The organism is Aggregatibacter aphrophilus ATCC 33389, assembly GCF_900636915.1.
Taxonomy (GTDB): domain Bacteria; phylum Pseudomonadota; class Gammaproteobacteria; order Enterobacterales; family Pasteurellaceae; genus Aggregatibacter; species Aggregatibacter aphrophilus.
This window is the reverse complement of the sequence record NZ_LR134327.1, coordinates 166,476-183,646: the sequence shown is the minus strand read 5'-3', so window position 1 is coordinate 183,646 and position 17,171 is coordinate 166,476. Positions and strand designations below refer to the sequence as shown.

The 17,171-nt window shown below is 45.4% G+C and carries 17 protein-coding genes; 7 read left to right on the top strand and 10 right to left on the bottom strand.

What is annotated here, in order from left to right; genetic code table 11:
• Positions 1–110 precede the first annotated feature (110 nt).
• The 3 genes from EL144_RS00945 to EL144_RS00935 are packed head-to-tail and all read left to right on the top strand — an operon-like array spanning position 111 to position 2,874.
• Positions 111–1,115, top strand: a complete 1,005-nt coding sequence (locus EL144_RS00945) for an iron ABC transporter substrate-binding protein (protein WP_032994742.1) — start codon at positions 111–113, stop codon at positions 1,113–1,115.
• Positions 1,115–2,128: a FecCD family ABC transporter permease gene (locus EL144_RS00940; RefSeq protein WP_005702897.1), complete on the top strand. Its 1,014-nt coding sequence runs from the start codon at positions 1,115–1,117 to the stop codon at positions 2,126–2,128. Before EL144_RS00945 ends, EL144_RS00940 begins: the two co-directional genes overlap by 1 nt.
• Complete coding sequence (locus tag EL144_RS00935; RefSeq protein WP_005702896.1) at positions 2,125–2,874, top strand: ABC transporter ATP-binding protein; 750 nt, start codon at positions 2,125–2,127, stop codon at positions 2,872–2,874. Before EL144_RS00940 ends, EL144_RS00935 begins: the two co-directional genes overlap by 4 nt.
• A gap of 32 nt (positions 2,875–2,906) precedes the next feature.
• Here EL144_RS00935 and uhpC read toward each other — a convergent pair whose 3' ends face one another.
• Positions 2,907–4,232, bottom strand: coding sequence for an MFS transporter family glucose-6-phosphate receptor UhpC (gene uhpC, locus EL144_RS00930; RefSeq protein ID WP_005702895.1), 1,326 nt, complete (start codon positions 4,230–4,232; stop codon positions 2,907–2,909).
• A 201-nt stretch (positions 4,233–4,433) separates the two neighbouring features.
• Here uhpC and pdxH point away from each other — a divergent pair, with 201 nt between their 5' ends.
• Complete coding sequence (pdxH, locus tag EL144_RS00925; protein WP_005702894.1) at positions 4,434–5,066, top strand: pyridoxamine 5'-phosphate oxidase; 633 nt, start codon at positions 4,434–4,436, stop codon at positions 5,064–5,066.
• 61 nt (positions 5,067–5,127) lie between these two features.
• Here the strand turns inward: pdxH and EL144_RS00920 are convergent, their stop codons facing one another.
• The 5 genes from EL144_RS00920 to rsmD form a co-directional block, all read right to left on the bottom strand.
• Positions 5,128–6,300 (bottom strand): Cof-type HAD-IIB family hydrolase, encoded by a 1,173-nt coding sequence (locus EL144_RS00920; RefSeq protein WP_005702891.1) that lies wholly within the window; start codon positions 6,298–6,300, stop codon positions 5,128–5,130.
• A 122-nt stretch (positions 6,301–6,422) separates the two neighbouring features.
• Positions 6,423–7,259: a PTS mannose transporter subunit IID gene (gene manZ / locus EL144_RS00915; RefSeq protein WP_005702200.1), complete on the bottom strand. Its 837-nt coding sequence runs from the start codon at positions 7,257–7,259 to the stop codon at positions 6,423–6,425.
• 11 nt (positions 7,260–7,270) lie between these two features.
• Positions 7,271–8,068: a PTS mannose/fructose/sorbose transporter subunit IIC gene (locus EL144_RS00910; protein WP_032994739.1), complete on the bottom strand. Its 798-nt coding sequence runs from the start codon at positions 8,066–8,068 to the stop codon at positions 7,271–7,273.
• Positions 8,069–8,083: 15 nt separating this feature from the next.
• The gene (locus EL144_RS00905) at positions 8,084–9,064 is read right to left on the bottom strand and encodes a mannose/fructose/sorbose PTS transporter subunit IIB (protein ID WP_005702889.1); all 981 of its coding nucleotides are present in this window, start codon (positions 9,062–9,064) and stop codon (positions 8,084–8,086) included.
• Between the two features lie 263 nt (positions 9,065–9,327).
• Entirely contained in the window at positions 9,328–9,915 is a 588-nt protein-coding gene (rsmD, locus tag EL144_RS00900; protein ID WP_005702888.1) for a 16S rRNA (guanine(966)-N(2))-methyltransferase RsmD, read from the bottom strand.
• Positions 9,916–9,990: 75 nt separating this feature from the next.
• Between rsmD and ftsY the strand changes: the two genes are divergently transcribed.
• From ftsY to ftsX, 3 genes are read left to right on the top strand one after another with little or no spacing between them, the layout of a single operon-like run.
• Positions 9,991–11,415: a signal recognition particle-docking protein FtsY gene (gene ftsY / locus EL144_RS00895; RefSeq protein WP_032994761.1), complete on the top strand. Its 1,425-nt coding sequence runs from the start codon at positions 9,991–9,993 to the stop codon at positions 11,413–11,415.
• A gap of 38 nt (positions 11,416–11,453) precedes the next feature.
• Positions 11,454–12,104 (top strand): cell division ATP-binding protein FtsE, encoded by a 651-nt coding sequence (gene ftsE, locus EL144_RS00890; RefSeq protein ID WP_005702886.1) that lies wholly within the window; start codon positions 11,454–11,456, stop codon positions 12,102–12,104.
• Between the two features lie 8 nt (positions 12,105–12,112).
• On the top strand, positions 12,113–13,048 hold the full coding sequence (gene ftsX, locus EL144_RS00885) for a permease-like cell division protein FtsX (protein WP_005702884.1): 936 nt from the start codon (positions 12,113–12,115) through the stop codon (positions 13,046–13,048).
• A gap of 59 nt (positions 13,049–13,107) precedes the next feature.
• Here the strand turns inward: ftsX and EL144_RS00880 are convergent, their stop codons facing one another.
• The 4 genes from EL144_RS00880 to relA form a co-directional block, all read right to left on the bottom strand.
• Positions 13,108–13,767 (bottom strand): DNA alkylation repair protein, encoded by a 660-nt coding sequence (locus tag EL144_RS00880; RefSeq protein WP_005702883.1) that lies wholly within the window; start codon positions 13,765–13,767, stop codon positions 13,108–13,110.
• A 53-nt stretch (positions 13,768–13,820) separates the two neighbouring features.
• On the bottom strand, positions 13,821–14,444 hold the full coding sequence (locus tag EL144_RS00875; RefSeq protein ID WP_005702882.1) for an HAD family hydrolase: 624 nt from the start codon (positions 14,442–14,444) through the stop codon (positions 13,821–13,823).
• A 112-nt stretch (positions 14,445–14,556) separates the two neighbouring features.
• Entirely contained in the window at positions 14,557–14,913 is a 357-nt protein-coding gene (locus EL144_RS00870) for a diacylglycerol kinase (RefSeq protein ID WP_032994736.1), read from the bottom strand.
• Between the two features lie 28 nt (positions 14,914–14,941).
• A complete protein-coding gene (gene relA / locus EL144_RS00865) occupies positions 14,942–17,170 on the bottom strand; it encodes a GTP diphosphokinase (protein WP_050332630.1) in 2,229 nt (742 codons plus the stop codon).
• Position 17,171: the final 1 nt, after the last annotated feature.

Below are 17,171 nucleotides of genomic sequence, written 5' to 3'. Positions count from 1 at the left end.
GCTATAGCGCAATTATTCTAGCAAACTTCAGGTTATATATTCAAAAATATATCGGATTTTAGTAGAATTCAAAACGTTATTTTTTATGACCGCACTTTTAAGGATTGATGATGAAAAAATGGTTTGGGTTATTTCTTACTCTCTTTTTTGCTCATGCTGTTTTGGCAGAAAATGCGCCTACGATATTTTTGGCGGGAGAGCTTCCGCCTGTGCAAAAGATTGACAAAGTCTTAAGCGCGGGTAATCCGAGTGACGTGCTATTGCTATCGGTCGCGCCACAGAAAATGGTGGGACTGGCGGGCTTTAACATGGCATCGCAAGGTGGCAAGTTATTTCCTGCTGAACAACAAGCGTTGCCGACGATCGGCAAAATTGCCGGCAAGGGTAGCACGCTTTCTGCGGAAAAAATTGTGGCGTTACAGCCGAGTTTGATTATTGATGTGGGCAATGTCACGCTGAATTATATTGATCAAGCCAAACGTACTTTTGCACAAACCGGCGTGCCTTATTTATTATTAGACGGCAGACTTGCTGCAACACCAAACACCTTGCGTGAATTGGGAAAATGGTTGGGCGTGGAGCAATTAACGGAACAACAGGCGCAATATGCAGAAGAAACTTTAAAAAGTGCGGTCGATTTTTCCGCTGCTTTACAACAAACCGCCTATTTGGCACGCAGTGCCGATGGCTTGCAAACGGGGCAAAAAGGTTCTATTCATACTGAAGCTATGGAATTGGTGGGCTTGCGCAATTTAGTGGAAGGGGAACACAAAGGCTTAACGCAAGTGTCTATGGAGCAGTTGTTGCTTTGGAATCCCGACATCATTCTGACGCAATACGCCGAATTTTTCCAAACCATCAAAAATAATCCGCAATGGAGTCAATTAAGTGCGGTGAAAAATCAGCGCTTTTTTTTCATTCCTAACCAGCCGTTCGGTTGGCTCGATTCACCACCAAGTTTGAATCGCTTGCTTGGTGTGCGTTGGTTACAACATTTGCTGAGCAATAAACCGATGGCAGACTTCGCGCCGGAAGTGCAGCGTTTTTATAAGTTGTTCTACCATATTGATTTGTCAACAGCACAGGCAGAACAACTGCTGAAACAAGGGCAATAATGCAACAATTTATCCAACGCTCCCCACGAATTTTCTTTTTGCTGCTGATTGCATTGTTAATCGGCAGTATTTTGTTTGCCTTGAATGTGGGGAAATTTCCCATTTCGCCAAGCCAATTATGGCAAACCATTGTCTGTTCATGGGATTCACAGTGTAGCGCCGAGTCGCCAATTCACACCGTGTTATGGCAAATTCGTTCTCCGCGTATTGTGGTGGCATGTTTAGTGGGGGCTGCGTTGGCTTGTGCAGGGGCAACATATCAAGGCATGTTTAAAAATCCGTTAGTTTCACCGGATATTTTGGGTGTTTCCGCAGGGGCAGGATTGGGCGCGTCTTTGGCGATTTTTTATAGTTTGCCAATGTTTTACATTCAGCTGTTTGCTTTTCTTGGTGGTATTTCTGCGGTGTTTTGTGTCTCGCTCATTGCTTCTCGTAGCAAAGATCAAGACCCGATTTTGGTTTTAGTGCTTGCCGGTATTGCCATTGGATCTTTGCTTGGTGCGGGCATTTCCTTATTGAAAATTTTGGCTGATCCGTTTACCCAACTGCCTTCCATCACGTTTTGGCTGCTTGGTAGTTTAACCGCCATTACGCCGAAAAATGTGTTGCAACTGGCTCCGATTTTAATTCTTGGTATGGCGCTGTTATTTTTACTGCGTTGGCGTTTAAATTTGCTTTCGTTGGAAGAGGAGGAAGCGTGCAGTTTAGGGGTGCCGATTAAAGTTACCCGTTATATTTTGATTATTTTCACCACCATTTGCACCGCAAGTGCGGTGTCTATTACAGGCATTATCGGTTGGGTCGGATTGCTCGTGCCACACATTGCACGCTTGTTGGTGGGCGCGAATTTTATTCTGTTGTTGCCAACCTCTTTGTTGCTTGGCGCAAGTTTTCTGTTATTAACGGATACCTTAGCTCGCACCATTGCCGGCATTGAACTGCCTCTTGGTATTCTCACCTCTGCGTGTGGTGCGCCGTTCTTCCTTTATTTGTTATTGCGGGGCAGACGATGAATTTGATCGAAACCCATGATTTAGCCATTGGTTACGGCAACAACGTTTTAATAAATAACATCAATTTCTGTTTAAAGGAAAAGCAAATTTGTTGTTTATTGGGTGCAAATGGGGCAGGGAAAAGTACGTTTTTGAAAACCTTGCTTGGTTTACAACCAGCCTTACAAGGCGAAGTTTATTGGCAACAACAGCCGCTTTCTGCTTATACACCGGCGGAATTGGCGCGCAATATTGCCTATGTGCCACAAGCGCACCAACATTTGTTTCCGTTTTTAGTGCAGGACATGGTGTTGATGGGGCGCTCAGCCTTTTTGAAGTGGTATCAAACGCCAAAAGCGGAAGATAAAGAATTGGCACTGTCTGCGCTTGCCGATTTACAAATCGAACATCTTGCCAGTTGTTACTATCCTGAATTGAGCGGGGGTGAGAAACAACTTGTGCTCATTGCTAGAGCCATTGCGCAGCAAGCCAAATTGTTGGTGATGGACGAACCGACGGCAAGCCTCGATTTTGGCAACCAAATTCGTGTGTTGGAAAAAATCAAACAACTGCAAGCACAAAATATCGCCTTGCTTATTACGACGCATAATCCACAACAGGCCATGTATTTAGCGGAAAATATTTTACTGCTCGATCAGAAATACGGCTGCCAACAAGGCGCACGAGAATCCCTTTTGACCTTAGAAAACTTAGCAAAAATCTACCGCACTTCTGTGTCACAATTAGCTCAACATTTGAATTTTTAAGGGCGGTTCTTTTGATCGCCCTTTACTCTAATCTACCCTTTCAGTTTGTTTTTACGACGTTGTAAGAAATAGACAAAGATCAATAATAACGCACAACCCAAAGAGACGATAAATAAGCTACTGAAGAAGCCGTTCCAGTGGAAGGATTGAATAATCCATGCCAACGGTGCACCGGCGGCTGCAGCACCGATGTAGGCGAATAAGCTCACGAACCCGGTGGCGGAGCCGGAGGCATATTTATGAGAGTTTTCGGCGGCGGCCATTGCAATCAGGAATTGCGGTCCGAAAATAAAGAAGCCCATTAAGAAGAACAGAGCGTTGATGATAATAGGATTATCGCTTGGGGTAAACCACAAGGCGAGAGACACGGAGATAATACCTAACACATAAATAATGTTCATTTGTGTTCGGTTGCCTTGGAAGAATTTATCGGATCCCCAACCGGCAAATAATGCGCCTAAGAAACCGCCGACTTCAAAGAAGGTAACTGCTAAATTGGCTTTTAATAAATCATAGCCGTGGGTTTCGGTTAAATATAAGTTACCCCAGTCGTTGATACCTGTGCGGATGATGTAAATAAAACACCAAGAGAACGCAAGCGCCCAAATTATGCTGTTTTTGAATACATAGGTTTTCAGAATTTCCCAGCCGGACAAGCCCGCGCCTTCACTTTCGTGTTCTTTTTCTGCAATGTCATTACGCCATTCACCGACAGTTGGTAAGCCCATGGAAGCAGGGCGGTCACGCAATAGGAAGCACAGGGCGAAACCGACCACGCAGGCGATAATTCCCGGCACGATCATACCGTAGCGCCAGCCCCAATAGAGCGTTACCGCACCGGCGAGTAATGGAATTAACGCGCCACCAAGGTTGTGTGAGGTGTTCCAAATCGCCCACCATAAGCCCCGCTCGTTACGTGAATACCATGTGTTTAGAATCTTAGAACAAGGTGGCCACCCCCAGCCTTGGAAGAATGCATTAATCATCCAAAGGGTAATGAACATAAAGACCGAGGAACTCAAACCGAACAGGATATTCACCACGCCGGTCATCATCAAACCGATCCCCATAAAGTAGCGTGGGTTTGAGCGATCGCCTAATACGCCGGATAAGAATTTAGAAACACCGTAAGTCAAATAAAACGCTGTGCCCATGATTCCGATGTCGGATTTTTGTAATCCCAGATCTGTCAACATCGCCGGCATCACAAAGTTAAAACTCTTTCGTGTAAAATAGAAAATTGCATAACCGATGTAGCTGGTGATCATCAGATGCATACGCCAATAGCGATATGTTTTGTCAATTTCCTCTTTGCTTTTGGTTACCGGCAGATCCGGTGGGACACTAAAAATACCCATTGTTTTCTCCTCACCTTATAATTTAAATAACAAAAATCCCGTTCAGTATAGTACAAATTAAATACAAAAAAGGTGATATGGCTCAATAAATACCTAAAATAAGGTATTGTTAACAGGTGCATAATTCGGTTATTGGCATTTATTGGGATTTTGCTATAGTTAAACTATTCATGTCATTGGATAATGAGTTAAGGAGACGCAATGGACTTACATAACATTCGCGAAGAATATCGTAAAAAAGTGCTTTCCCAACAGGAATGCAACGTTAATCCCATCATACAATTTGAACATTGGTTGGATGATGCCATAAAAGCGCAGGTTAACGAACCTACCGGCATGAACCTTACTACCGTCAACGAAGACGGACGACCGAGCAGTCGCATGGTGTTATTAAAAGAAGTAAACGCGCAAGGTTTTGTATTTTTTACCAACTATCACAGCCGCAAGGGACTGGCTATTGAACAGTATCCTTTTGTCGCCTTAACTTTCTTTTGGCCGGAACTGGAACGCTCTGTGCGCATTGAAGGCAAAGCGGAAAAAATCCCCGCAGAACAATCTGATGCCTACTTCGCCAGCCGACCATACACCAGTCGCATCGGCGCTTGGGCAAGCGAACAGAGTGCAGTCATTTCCGGCTATAAATCTTTACTCGCCAAAGCCGCCATTATCGCCGCCCAACACCCGCTCAACGTCCCTCGCCCACCTCACTGGGGCGGCTACCTCGTCACCCCCGACCGCATCGAATTCTGGCAAGGTAGACCCAGCCGCCTACATGACAGAATCTGTTATTTGCTAGAAAACGGGGAGTGGAAGAAAGTGAGATTGTCACCGTAAAAACGCTGAAAAAATAACCGCACTTTGGGTTTAAAAGTGCGGTCTTTTTGCATGTTAAATTTTACTTCCCAAACACCCAATTTAACACCAACGCAATGCCGTCTTCGTTATTCGTGGCAGTGACTTCTTTTGCCACTTGTTTTATGGCATCGGGGGCGTTGCCCATAGCAACGCTAAGGCCTGCGTATTGCAACATATCCAAATCGTTAAAATTGTCGCCGAAAGCGATGACTTGCTCGGCGCTAATGCCCAAATGCTGTTCCATAAATTGAATGGCTTTCGCTTTGGTGGCGGCAGGGTTCGTGATTTCCAAATATTCGTCTTTGGAACGGTGAATGCTTAAATGCGGAAGGGCTTGTTTCAGCACGGGTTCCACCGTTTGGATTTCTTCGGCGCTGCCCATGACTAATATTTTGTGTACTTCCGTGAGGTTGCCTTGTAGCAGTTCGGCGCTTAAGCCCGTGATCTCGCTTTCTTGCTTGATCCAATCATTGTTCACATCATTGCAAAACCAATCCAAACCGGCGTAGTAGCTGATGGAAAGGTGGGCAAAATCGGCTAAAAGTTCGTTGAGTTTTTGTAAGTCCTGCGGTGCCAAAATCACGCTATAAAGTGCGGTCAGATTTTTATCTAAAATTAACGCCCCGCTGTAACAAATCATGCCATGTTGCGAGCCAAGCTGTTCCATGTAAGGCGTGATGGCATAAGGCGGACGGGCGGAAACAGGGATAAACGGAATGCCTTGTTTCAATATGTTTTTAATTGCTTTTTCTGTTTTGGGTGTGATTTGATGCTGGCTGTTGAGCAGTGTGCCGTCGATGTCGCTGAATACGGCTTTGTATGGTGATGATGGCGAGATGTTTTCTGCTAAGGTGGTTTCGGCAAACTTAAGCAAACGGGTGAGTTCTTTTTTGCCTTTTTCCGATAACACTTTATTTTCGTTTAAAATTTGCGTGGCGCGGGCTTGGATGAAACGTGCGTAATCGGCATTTTGGGTTTGCGTGAATTGTTTTTCGGCAAATTGCATGTCGGCGAAATCTTTGTTGGTTTGCCCGATGAGCATTTTTTGTCCGACTAACACAATAAGCGCAGCCGCTAAGGCAATGACCGAACCGTAGCCGTTGGTGGGGTAATAAAGAATACCTGCCAAAATGAAAAGTGCGGTCACTAAATTCGATGAATTTTTGATGTAGCCTTCGGCAGGCGGGGCTTTAATGAGATCTTTGAGTTTCATTGAAAATGTGCTGATTGAAAAGATTTGGGTGAATGGCGTGCGTCTCCCGACGTATGCCCTCTATAACGTTAAATAACAAGGCACGCGTCGGAAGACGCGCGCCGTGATTATGTGACGTTGAATTATGCCAATATACCAAAATGGTAGCCAACGATACCTACGCCGAATAGCGCGAAGATGATATACATGGCGTTGATTTTCTTGCGTAGCAAATACATACAGAAGAAAGTGAGCAATAACGCCGCCAAGCCTGGGAGCAAATCGTTTAATACGCTTTGCACAGTGGTAACGACTTCTTCGCCCATTTGGTTTTTATAGCGTGATAATTCGAGCGGAATGTTGATGCTGGTCCATTTCGACACCAGCGAGCCCATCACAAAGAGACCGAGGATAGACGCCCCCTGCGTCAATTTTTGTAAGCGACCGCCGCCCATGTCGTTAACGATTTCAGTCCCTTTTTCGTAGCCATATTTGAAACCATACCAACGGGTTAAGGAACGGCAGAGGTTAATGCCGATGAAGAACAATAACGGTCCTAATAGGTTGCCGCTGATAGCCAAACCGGCGCCGAGTGCGGCGAGAACCGGACGTAATGTTCCCCAGAAAATCGGGTCACCCACACCGGCTAATGGCCCCATCAGACCTACTTTCACACCGCTGATTGCCGCGTCATCAATGTCTTTTGCACCGTTGGCACGTTCTTGTTCCATCGCGGCGGTCACGCCAATAATCGGTGAGGCTACCCAAGGTTGGGTGTTGAAGAACTCCAAATGGCGTTTTAAGGCCGCCGCTTGATCTTCTTTTTTACTATAGAGGCGTTTAATGGTTGGAATCATGGAGACGCAGAAACCCATTGCCTGCATCCGTTCAAAGTTAAATGAACCCAAGAGGAACGTGGAACGCCAGTAAGTGCTGCGAATATCTTTTTTCGTTAATGCTAATTTAGTTTGTTCAGTCATGATCGTATTCCTTATAGTCCTTCAAGTTCATCATCAGCCAATTCACGTTTGCTACTGGTTTGTGGCAAGACGGCTTGGTTAAAACGTGGGTTTAATTGAATGTAAACAATGGCTAAGCAGGTGCCTAAGATACCTAAACCCACTAAGTTATAGCCGGAGAAGGAGGCAATCACGAAACCAAGGAAGAAGAACGGCATTAACGCGCCGGCACGCATCATGTTGATTACCATGGCGTAACCGACAACCACGATAAAGCCCCCGGCGATTTGTAACCCGCGGGTTACCACTTCCGGAATGGAGTTCAAGGCGTGAGTTACGGTGTCTGTACCGGCCACGAGTGCCACGAAGAATGTCGGAATGGCAACCCGTAAAGCCTGCAAGGAAAGACCGGCAAAGTGACAGAATTCAATGCCGCGGAAGTTGGCTTGCTCTGCGTAATCATCGGCTTTGTGTTGCAGGAAGATGGTGAGGGTGCGCACGAAAATGGTTAACACCTGACCGGCGGCTGCAACAGGAATTGCAATGGCTAAGGCACTGCCTTTGTCTTGACCGCCTTTGATCACCAAGATTGCGGCGATTACACTGGCGAGCGCCGCATCGGGAGCCATCGCCGCACCGACGTTCATCCAGCCGAGAGCAACTAATTCCAACGTACCGCCGACGATAATCCCGGTTTGTAAATCACCTAAGACCAAACCGATTAAGGTACAGGCGACCAACGGGCGGTGAGTTTGACGTTCGTCAAGCACACTGCCCATACCGCAAATCGCCGCGACTAATGTCACGAGAATTATTTCCATTGTAGTCATAATGTTGTGTCCTTATTAAAATTGAATTGCATCAAGTTTTTGTTTAGTGAGTTCCACACGCGGGTTGCTTGCCACTTTTTGCATAGATAAATCAATGCCTAAATCTAGCAGTTTTTTGAATGCCTCGACATCTGCTTTACCAACGGTTACCGCATCGGAAAGTTGTTTGTTGCCGTCTTTATAAGTCATCCCGCCGACATTCACTTTATCTATTTTGACACCGCCTTCGACTAAACGTACTACATCGGCCGGTTTTGTCACTAGCCATAGAATGTTTTTACCTGCGTATTTCGGATTGTGATAGACCTTAATGGCTTTCTCTACCGGAATGACATAGGCTTTTAAATGTGCGGGCGCAATTTGTAACAACAATTCGCGACGTAATGCATCCTCCGCTACTTCATCGCTGATCGCAAAAATGGCTTCGCATTTCACCGCTTTCGCCCAAGAAGTTGCAACTTGGCCATGAATCAACCGATCGTCAATACGTAATAAAGAAATATTCATATTGCCGGAAAGTGCGGTGGAATTTTGAGATGTTTTAACGGGTTCGGCTGGCTTGGTAGGTTGTGGTGTCGGTGCGGCAGGTTTCGCTTCTTCGGGCGGTTGGCGGAAAGATTTCACGGCTGCGACACCAACTTCTTTGGCGGTTTCCACCAATTCCGGCAGGGTTGCACCATCTTTGGCATCCAACACTTCCAACAGCATCGGCAAGCTGATGCCGGTGACGATGTCCGTGTTGTCGCCACGCTCTGAAGCAACTCTCGCTGCCGCGTTATAAGGGCTGCCGCCAAATAAATCCACTAAGAACAACACCGGTTCGTTTTCCGGCAGGGTGGCGATAATCGCATTGTATTTTTCAACCAAATGCTCTCCACCTTCGCCCGGTAGGAAAGTGACCACATGGCAATTTTCGTCTTCGCCATACACCATAGCGGCAGAATTGACGATTTCTTCCGAAAATTTACCGTGCGTTGCAACGATAATGTGGGTCATTCAAATCTCCTTAAAGTTGTTAATAAAACCGATCTTTGAAACGTTTCAGCCGAAGAACTAAAGGTAAGCAAACGTTTGCATAATGCCTCAAGTGTATTCCTTTGCAATTTGCCGTCAAATGGAGAGTGTGAAATTTGTGATCGAGATCAAGAGGTAGGAGGAGTTATTTGTATGAAAAAGAATATGTTGCGGGTGAAATGTTATTTTATATGGAGAAAGTTTAGAAAATTGTGACTAAATAAAAGCCTGAATAATGAATTATTCTAGGCCTCCACCTGATATAACCGATAACTCACTTGTCCGCTGTTTTTTTCTTTCAACAATGCCCAGCTTTCTGGCACATTCAATCCTTTGTCTTTTTCTGTTTCCACATAAATCAATGCTTGTGGGCGTAACCAATGATTTTTGTCCAACAAGGTAATGGCTTGTTCCGCTAAATCAAAATTGAACGGCGGATCGAGAAAAACCAAGTCAAAGTGCGGTTGATTTTGCGGCTGATTTAAAAATTGCAGGCTATTTTGATTTACCACTTGCGCGCGATCGGCACATTTCAACGTTTGAATGTTCTTACTTAACTGTTGCGCCACGGCTTTTTCCAATTCCAGAAACGTCACCTTTGCCGCTTGGCGTGAAAGGGCTTCAAAGCCGAGAGAACCGCTACCGGCGAAACAGTCTAAACATTCACTGTCAACGATGTAGGGCATTAGCCAGTTAAATAGCGTTTCTTTTACACGGTCGCTGGTGGGGCGTAGCCCTTGGGAAGTTAATACCGGCAGTTTTCGCCCGCGCCATAAACCGGCGATGATGCGTACCTTGCCTTTTGCGCTTTGTTGCATTGTTGCTTTTTTCATATAAATCGGAAAATTATGCGTTTTTTTGCTAGAATGGGCGGCATTTTATCAAGTTTAAATAAGAGTGGGCAATTTATGTCGGATGAAAAGAAAAAAGGCGGATTTTGGTCTTGGTTCGGATTAGGCAAAAATAAACAGGAAGAATCAACGGAAACGAAAGAACCGGAATCAACAGAACAGCTCCCTAATGAATCTGAAGTGCAAGAAACAGCAGAAAAAACGACCGCACTTTCAGATGAAGCTGAGACCGAAAATACATTAACGGAAGATACATCAACGGCGCAAGCGTCCACGCTTGTGCCTGAAAGCCATGACGTTCAAGTTGAGACCTCTCAAGAGGAAAACCCGGCGGCACAAGCGTGGACGCTTGCGCTATCTTCTGAGCTTGCGCCATCAGATGAGTCAACTCAATCTATTGAAGAAACGCTAGAAAATTCAACCGCACTTTCTGAGAGCGAAGCAGAAGTACAAGTCGAAAATGCGGTGGACATTGAAGATGAATCTGTCGCGGAAGCGGAAGAGCACGAAGAAAGCGCTGTTGCCGATATGGTAGAAACACAGGAAAAACCAAGCGAAGGCGGCTTTTTCAGTCGATTGCTCAAAGGCTTGGTGAAAACCAAACAAAATATCGGTGCAGGCTTCCGCAGCTTTTTCCTCGGCAAAAAAATCGACGATGAATTATTCGAAGAATTGGAAGAACAATTACTGATTGCCGACATTGGCATGCCGACGACCACCAAAATTATCAATAACTTAACCCAACATGCCACCCGTCAACAATTACAAAATGCGGATGCTTTATATCAACAATTAAAACTGGAAATGGGTCAGATCCTAAAACCGGTGGCGCAACCGTTGAGCATCGATAGCAGCAAAAAGCCTTATGTGATTTTAATGGTAGGCGTGAACGGCGTGGGTAAAACCACCACCATTGGCAAGCTGGCGCGTAAATTCCAAATGGAGGGCAAATCTGTCATGTTGGCGGCAGGCGATACCTTCCGTGCGGCGGCAGTGGAGCAGTTGCAGGTCTGGGGCGAACGCAATCATATTCCGGTGGTGGCTCAAAGTAGTGGCTCCGATTCCGCGTCGGTGATTTTTGATGCCATGCAATCGGCAGCGGCTCGCAATATCGACATCCTCATCGCCGACACCGCAGGTCGTCTGCAAAATAAAAATAACTTGATGGATGAACTGAAAAAAATCGTACGCGTGATGAAAAAATATGATGAAAGCGCACCGCATGAAATTATGCTCACTTTAGACGCGGGCACCGGTCAAAATGCCATTAGCCAAGCCAAGTTATTTAATGAAGCCGTTGGGCTCACCGGCATTAGCCTAACCAAATTGGATGGCACCGCCAAAGGTGGTGTGATTTTCGCCATTGCCGACCAGTTTAATTTGCCGATCCGCTACATCGGCGTAGGCGAAAAAATTGAAGATTTACGCGAATTCAACGCAGAAGAATTTATCGAAGCTTTGTTTGCTCATGAAGAAGAATAAAGTGCGGTTAAAAATTAAAATGTTTTTAGAGATTAAATATGATTCGATTTGCAAATGTCAGTAAGGCATATTTAGGTGGAAAGCCTGCCTTACAAGGATTGAGCTTTCATTTACCGGTAGGCAGTATGACCTACCTTGTGGGGCATTCCGGCGCAGGGAAGAGTACCTTGCTGAAATTAATTATGGGTATGGAGCGCGCCAACGGCGGGCATATTTGGTTTAACGGGCATGAAATCACCCGCTTATCACGCCATGAAGTGCCGTTTTTGCGTCGCCAAATCGGTATGGTTCATCAAGATTATCGGTTGTTGTCCGATCGCTCCGTGGTGGATAACGTGGCGTTGCCATTAATTATTGCCGGACAGGCACCAAAAGATGCACAAAGTCGTGCATTAGCGGCATTGGATCGCGTTGGTCTGCGTGACCGCGCAAATCACGCGCCGGCGCATTTGTCGGGTGGTGAGCAACAACGGGTAGATATTGCCCGCGCTATCGTACATAAGCCGCAATTATTATTAGCCGATGAGCCGACAGGCAATTTGGATAGCGCGCTTTCCTTGGAAATTTTTAATCTATTTGAAGAATTTAACCGCTTAGGCATGACGGTGCTGATTGCCACCCATGACATCGGTATTATTCAACAAAAACCTAAGCCTTGCCTTGTGCTTGAGCAAGGTTATTTGTGTTAGGAGGTAACATGAGTTTTCGTCGTTTTAGTTTGCCTTTTGGCGCCCAAACCCTGTATTCCTTACGCGCGGTGTTTGCCGATTTATATCAACGCAAATTTGCCACGCTCATCACAGTGTTGGTAATCGCTGTATCGCTAACGATTCCTACCGTGAGCTATCTCTTGTGGAAAAATATTCATCATGCTACCACGCAATTTTATCCGGAAAGCGAACTGACTGTGTATTTGCATAAAAACCTTTCCGAAGAAGATGCTAACTTGGTGGTGGAAAAAATTCGTCAGCAAGAAGGCGTGGAATCGTTAAATTACATTTCCCGTCAAGAAAGTTTAAATGAATTCCGTCAATGGTCGGGTTTTAATGAAGAACTGAACATGTTGGATGATAATCCGCTTCCGGCTGTGGTGATGATTAAACCGACTAAAGCCTTTAACGAATCGCAAAAACGCAATGAGTTGCGTGCTACATTGGATAAAATCAAAGGCGTGCAGGAAGTGCGTTTGGATAATGATTGGTTAGAAAAATTGACCGCACTGACTTGGTTGGTCGCGCACGTTGCGATTTTCTGTACTATTCTTATGGCGTTAGCGGTGTTTTTGGTCATTGGCAACAGCATTCGCTCTGATGTTTACAGCAATCAGGCCAATATTGAAGTGATGAAACTGCTCGGCGCTACCGATCAATTTATCCTCCGTCCGTTTCTTTATACCGGCATGATTTACGCCCTGTTGGGAGGAATCTTGGCGACGATTTTCAGCAGTCTCGTTATCGGTTATTTCACCGGTGCCGTAAAATATGTGACTGACATCTTCACAGTGAGTTTTAACCTAAATGGTCTCGGTTTCGTAGAATTCCTTTTCTTGTTGATTGTCTGCACCATCATGGGCTACATCGGGGCATGGCTATCGGCAACGCGATATATTCGGTTGTTGGACAAGAAAGGTTAGATGCTAAAAATACAAGCGAAAAAGACCGCACTTTTTGTAAAGTGCGGTCTTTTGTTTATTCATTTTAATCGTTTCAATGCTTCCCGTACGCTCAGTGGTGCCATCTTTTCCCTGTGTTGTTGCACAAAATTTTTCACCCAATCCGGATGGGTTTTGCCATATTCGCGCAATGCCCAACCGATAGCTTTGTTAATGAAAAATTCTGACTGACCAAAATTATTTTGGATGACTTCGCTAAGTAATGCCTTATCTGTTTGTTGCTTCAGTGATAATTGACAATCAATAGCGACTCGCCGCAACCAGATGTTGTCGTGTTGGCTCCAATGAATCAACTGCGGTCGAATTTCAGGAAAGCTTAAAAAGATACCACCGATAACTTTGTCTAACGCATCAATGGTGTCCCACCAGGATTTACGGGTGATTAATAGCTCAATTCGAGATAAATCCTGCGGTGTAAGTTGCTCAACCAACGCATTTAAGTAATCTGTCGCAACATATTGCATTTCACGATACGGACTTTCCCAACAGGATTCTACAAAGTCCCAATCGAGTGTCTTTGGCTTCATCTCTTTAAATAACGGCTTGCAAAGTTTACGGCGCAACGGCGTGGGAATACCAAGAAAATCAAACTGGTTTTTCATATAGACTGCCATTTCTACAGCCTTGTCGGGATTTGCCTCATTTTGTAGTAATGTTAAAACCTGTTGTACCTTTGACATATCAAGCTTCTTGTTTCGTGTCTTGTAAAGTGCGGTCGTTTTTTAACGTGTTTTTAGTCGAATTTTACGCCCAACGCTATTAAATCCTGTTTCAGCTTTTGCGCGTCGGTGAATTGTAAGGCGTGTAAGCCGACGTTACGGGCACCTTCTACATTGTGCAGGCTGTCGTCAATGAATATGGTGCGCTGAGGTGTGAGGTGATAGCGTTCGATAAGTAGGTTGAAAATACGCGGATCAGGTTTGGCTAGGCGTTCATAACCTGACACTAAAATACCTTCAAATTGGGTTAAGAAAGGAAATTGTTCTTCGGCGAAATGGAAGGTTTCGTTAGACCAGTTAGTCAGTGCCAGTAGGCGAATGCCGCTACGCTTGAGTGCTTCCAACAGGGAGACGGTGTCGTCGATAGCGCCATTTAGGGTTTCCGGCCAGCGTTCATGATAGGCACGAATTTCCGCTTCATAGTGTGGATGTTGTTTGATGGCCTCGGCAACGCCTTCCGTCCAAGGTCGCCCTGCATCTTGTTGTTCGTTCCATTCGCTATTGCATACCTCCGTTAAAAATCGTTCCATTTCCACTTCGTCGTTGAAAATTTTGCGGTATAAATGGCGTGGGTTCCAATCTATTAGTACGCCGCCTAAGTCAAAGACGATAGTGTCGATGTGTTGTGTATCGTTCATATTTGTCTCCTTTTGAGTGCTTAGGCTGTATAGCCCAATATAGAACAAGGCACGCATTGGGAAAGGCGCGCCATCAATATTGCAAAAATGTGGTTGTTTTTTTATAACGTTTCTAATTAAACAACATGAATCCCCATGTCACCACCACGATAACCAAGGCAACAAATACTGCGGCAGAACCTTGATCTTTGGCACGACCGGAGAGTTCGTGGCGTTCGGTACCAATGCGATCAACGACGGCTTCGATGGCGCTGTTGAGCAATTCCACAACCAACACTAATAAGACAGAACCAATCATTAGTGCTTTTTCAATGGCATCGTCGCCAAGCCATAGGGCAAGTGGAATCATGAAAATGCAACAGAAAAGCTCATGACGAAAAGCGGTTTCATATTTGACCGCACTTTTTAAGCCTTTCATGGAATATTGGGTCGATTTGATTAAATGGGTTAGGCCCGTAGTTTTATCCATTAGGTTTTCCTTATGATAGTTTTATTGGTTAAAGGCGTTTGGCTTCAATCACGTCATCCAGTTTTTCCAAACGGGAGAGGATTTTACTTAAAATTTCTACATTGTTAAGCTCAATTTGCATATCAATATTGGCTAATTGACGCTTGGTGTCGGTACGTGTGGAAACGCCGAGTACGCTGATTTTATCATTTGCCAGTACAGTGGTGATGTCGCGTAATAATCCGTTGCGATCCGATGCGACAATGCGAATGTTAAGATGAAAACCGCTGGAATAGTTATCGCCCCAGCGGGATTCCACCACGCGTTCCGGGTGGACGGTTTGCAACTCGAGGAATTGCTCGCAATCACAACGGTGAATGGAAATGCCGCGTCCCATCGTGATGTAGCCCACGATGCTATCGCCCGGAATCGGTTGGCAGCAGCGTGCAATGTGGTGCATAAGGTTGCCTACGCCTTCTACGATAACGCAGTCTTTGCGTTCGGTTTTTTGTTGGGCGTTAGCAGCACTTTTGGTGCTGACGTGGCGTAAAATTTCCTCATCCACTTCCTGCGCGGAGATTTTGATGAATTTGCTTTGTAGGAAATTAAGCAAGGGTCCGATACGAATATCACCACCACCGATGCCTGCATATAAATCGTCCAGATTTTTTAGGTTATAACGTGGTAATGCCTGTTGTTCCACTTGTTTTAAGCTGATGCCTAAGCGGTTGAGTTCGCTTTCTAACAATTCTTTACCGGCCGGAATGTTTTTATCGCGATCCTGTTTTTTGAACCAGGCATGAATTTTGGCACGGGCTTTTGCTGTGTGGGTAAAACCGAGGTTTGGATTTAGCCAGTCGCGGCTTGGGTTTGGGTTTTTCTGAGTGATGATGTCCACCTGATCGCCCATTTGCAACTGATAAGTGAACGGCACAATGCGCCCGCCTACTTTTGCGCCGATGCAGCGGTGTCCGATTTCACTGTGAATGGCATAGGCGAAATCCAAAGGCGTGGAGCCTGTCGGCAAATCTACCACTTCGCCTTTTGGCGTAAAGACATACACGCGATCGTCGAACACTTGGCTACGTAATTCCGCCATGACTTCGCCAGAGTCGGTAATATCGTCTTGCCACGCCAACAGTTTGCGTAACCACGCGATTTTTTCTTCGTAACCGGAGCGGCCGGCAGTGGCACCTTCTTTGTATTTCCAATGTGCCGCTACGCCAAGTTCGGCGTCATCGTGCATTTGTTGGGTGCGAATTTGTACTTCAATCGGTTTGCCGCCTTTGCCAAGCACAACGGTGTGAATGGATTGGTAGCCGTTCGGTTTCGGGTTGGCGACGTAATCGTCGAATTCTTTTGGCAGATGTTTGAAATGGGTGTGCACAATGCCCAGTGCGGTGTAACAGTCTTGTAATTTTTGTACGATAATACGTACTGCACGAACATCATATAAGCCACTGAATTCCAAATTCTTTTTCTGCATTTTTCGCCAAATGCTATAAATATGTTTCGGGCGACCGTACACTTCTACCTGTTGGATGTTTTCTTGTAAATAACCGGAAAGTTCGGAGACAAAATCGGCGATATATTGTTCGCGGTCAAGACGACGTTCTTTTAATAACTTGGCGATAGCGCGATATTGTTCAGGGTGTAGATAACGGAAACAGTAATCTTCCAGTTCCCATTTGAGCTGTCCGATGCCTAAACGGTTGGCAAGCGGGGCGTAAATATTGGCACATTCTTTGGCGGCGAGAACGCGTTCTTCTTCCGTGTAATTTTTTTCTGCATCACGCAAGAAGGCAATACGTTCCGCCAATTTGATAATCACACAACGGAAATCATCTACCATAGCGAGCAACATTCGACGCACGTTATCCACTTGTAAGTTACTGGCAGAGTGCGTGATATTAAGCTGGCGGATGTTATCCATTTCAATGACTCCGCGCACCAGCTTACTGATATTGGCGCCAAAATCTTCTTCGATCTGGGCTAAATCTACTAGTTGGTCGCGTACGATAGGGAAGAGCATAGCGGTGAATAAGCTGCCAGCATCCATGTTCAAGCTGTTGAGAATTTCCACCATTTCTACGCCGAAAGTAAGCAAGTGGGCTTCTTCCTGCTGATGTTCGGTGCGCAATGCAATTTTCTGTTGCGAATAACGCCAAGCTGCAATCAAGTTGGCTTTGACATTCTCCGCGACATTCAAGTTAGCGCACCATTTTTCAATCTCAAAATCCTTAGGATTTAATAAATGAGACCCTCTCACAGCGACCATA

Excerpts from the sequence above, each read along its gene's own strand:
- EL144_RS00870 (WP_032994736.1), bottom strand. The coding sequence starts at position 14,913 with ATGGATAAAACTACGGGCCTAACCCATTTAATCAAATCGACCCAATAT.
- manZ (WP_005702200.1), bottom strand. The coding sequence starts at position 7,259 with ATGACTGAACAAACTAAATTAGCATTAACGAAAAAAGATATTCGCAGC.
- uhpC (WP_005702895.1), bottom strand. The coding sequence starts at position 4,232 with ATGGGTATTTTTAGTGTCCCACCGGATCTGCCGGTAACCAAAAGCAAA.
- EL144_RS00920 (WP_005702891.1), bottom strand. The coding sequence starts at position 6,300 with ATGAAACTCAAAGATCTCATTAAAGCCCCGCCTGCCGAAGGCTACATC.
- EL144_RS00940 (WP_005702897.1), top strand. The coding sequence starts at position 1,115 with ATGCAACAATTTATCCAACGCTCCCCACGAATTTTCTTTTTGCTGCTG.
- EL144_RS00910 (WP_032994739.1), bottom strand. The coding sequence starts at position 8,068 with ATGACTACAATGGAAATAATTCTCGTGACATTAGTCGCGGCGATTTGC.
- ftsX (WP_005702884.1), top strand. The coding sequence starts at position 12,113 with ATGAGTTTTCGTCGTTTTAGTTTGCCTTTTGGCGCCCAAACCCTGTAT.
- ftsY (WP_032994761.1), top strand. The coding sequence starts at position 9,991 with ATGTCGGATGAAAAGAAAAAAGGCGGATTTTGGTCTTGGTTCGGATTA.
- relA (WP_050332630.1), bottom strand. The coding sequence starts at position 17,170 with ATGGTCGCTGTGAGAGGGTCTCATTTATTAAATCCTAAGGATTTTGAG.
- EL144_RS00875 (WP_005702882.1), bottom strand. The coding sequence starts at position 14,444 with ATGAACGATACACAACACATCGACACTATCGTCTTTGACTTAGGCGGC.
- rsmD (WP_005702888.1), bottom strand. The coding sequence starts at position 9,915 with ATGAAAAAAGCAACAATGCAACAAAGCGCAAAAGGCAAGGTACGCATC.
- EL144_RS00935 (WP_005702896.1), top strand. The coding sequence starts at position 2,125 with ATGAATTTGATCGAAACCCATGATTTAGCCATTGGTTACGGCAACAAC.
- EL144_RS00880 (WP_005702883.1), bottom strand. The coding sequence starts at position 13,767 with ATGTCAAAGGTACAACAGGTTTTAACATTACTACAAAATGAGGCAAAT.
- EL144_RS00945 (WP_032994742.1), top strand. The coding sequence starts at position 111 with ATGAAAAAATGGTTTGGGTTATTTCTTACTCTCTTTTTTGCTCATGCT.
- EL144_RS00905 (WP_005702889.1), bottom strand. The coding sequence starts at position 9,064 with ATGACCCACATTATCGTTGCAACGCACGGTAAATTTTCGGAAGAAATC.
- ftsE (WP_005702886.1), top strand. The coding sequence starts at position 11,454 with ATGATTCGATTTGCAAATGTCAGTAAGGCATATTTAGGTGGAAAGCCT.
- pdxH (WP_005702894.1), top strand. The coding sequence starts at position 4,434 with ATGGACTTACATAACATTCGCGAAGAATATCGTAAAAAAGTGCTTTCC.